General features: G+C 51.3%; 2 protein-coding genes. One reads left to right on the forward strand and one right to left on the reverse strand.

Going from position 1 to position 1,010, the window contains the following annotated elements:
- Window positions 1-132: 132 nt before the first annotated feature.
- On the reverse strand, window positions 133-585 hold the full coding sequence (locus tag ESO89_RS18240; protein WP_128906802.1) for a RidA family protein: 453 nt from the start codon (window positions 583-585) through the stop codon (window positions 133-135).
- Window positions 586-869: 284 nt separating this feature from the next.
- On the opposite strand from ESO89_RS18240, the gene ESO89_RS18720 reads away from it, so the two are divergent.
- Window positions 870-1,007, forward strand: a complete 138-nt coding sequence (locus tag ESO89_RS18720) for a hypothetical protein (protein ID WP_158295129.1) — start codon at window positions 870-872, stop codon at window positions 1,005-1,007.
- The last annotated feature ends 3 nt before the right edge of the window (window positions 1,008-1,010 follow it).

A 1,010-nucleotide genomic window follows, 5' to 3' on the forward strand; every position in this document is an offset into this window, starting at 1 on the left:
AGGAAGCGGGTCTGAAGAGGAGTCGGGCATAACTGACGTATTCGCTGCGACCGGAATAATTGTTCTGTCGGGCTTCAAAACGGCAAATACGAGCGAAATGCTTCTATTATCGAACTACACGGACAGCTACGGTTACTCTTCGGCGGCAATCACGTCGAGCTGGACGTCCGCACCGCCAGGCAACGAGCATACACCGACGACGCTGCGCGGTGGGAACGCCACGTCATCGAATCGCGACTCGTACGCGCTGTCCACGGCCGCCGCCGCACCTGCGTCTGCGAGCTGAATCTCGACCTTCATGATATCCGAGAGCGACGCGTTACGGTTTTCTAACATGAGTTCGAGCCGATCCAAGCACATCTCTATCTGCTCGTCTATTGGCTCCGATCCTCTTATCGTCCCGTTGATCTCCGGGAGAATACCTTGGAAGAAGATCAGATCCGACTCACCGGTTCGCATGCCGAATGCGCCGACGTTGTCGATACTGTCGCGCTGACGTTTGCTCTCCTCGCTCAGCGACTCGTTAATCGATATTTTGTTTTCACGGTCCGTCCGATCGTCTTGAGCCGCTATCTGCTGCGACATACAATTTAGTATTCCCTCATATGTTAAAGGTCCTTTCGGTTCTACTGTGTTGAGATCGAGGTAATCTACTCGGTACTAATATAATCTGTAATAGATTAATACTGGTAAAGCACAGTATGATGCTTGAATAATCCGGTTTTCCACACTATCTTGTGTGTATATAGTTCGGTGGAAGAACTGCGTCAAACAAACACATCTGAATATATATCCGAGTCGAGTGCTCTCTCGAGTCAGCTGAACACCTGACCAAATGAGTTAAGTCAAATCGGATTATATCGATATGTATGTCGATACTCGACCGACTGCTCGGTGGCGAGTCAAACGACGATGAGAGCTGCTGTGACATGCAAATCGAGGAGGTGGACTCGGACGAAAACGAGGCGGACGCGCCGGACGAGCGCGCCGACCGTACGGAGGACTGATTC

The sequence above is a fragment of the Halorubrum amylolyticum genome (assembly GCF_004114995.1).
In the GTDB taxonomy this organism is placed as follows: Archaea; Halobacteriota; Halobacteria; order Halobacteriales; family Haloferacaceae; genus Halorubrum; species Halorubrum amylolyticum.

Excerpts from the sequence above, each read along its gene's own strand:
- ESO89_RS18240 (WP_128906802.1), bottom strand. The coding sequence starts at position 585 with ATGTCGCAGCAGATAGCGGCTCAAGACGATCGGACGGACCGTGAAAAC.
- ESO89_RS18720 (WP_158295129.1), top strand. The coding sequence starts at position 870 with ATGTCGATACTCGACCGACTGCTCGGTGGCGAGTCAAACGACGATGAG.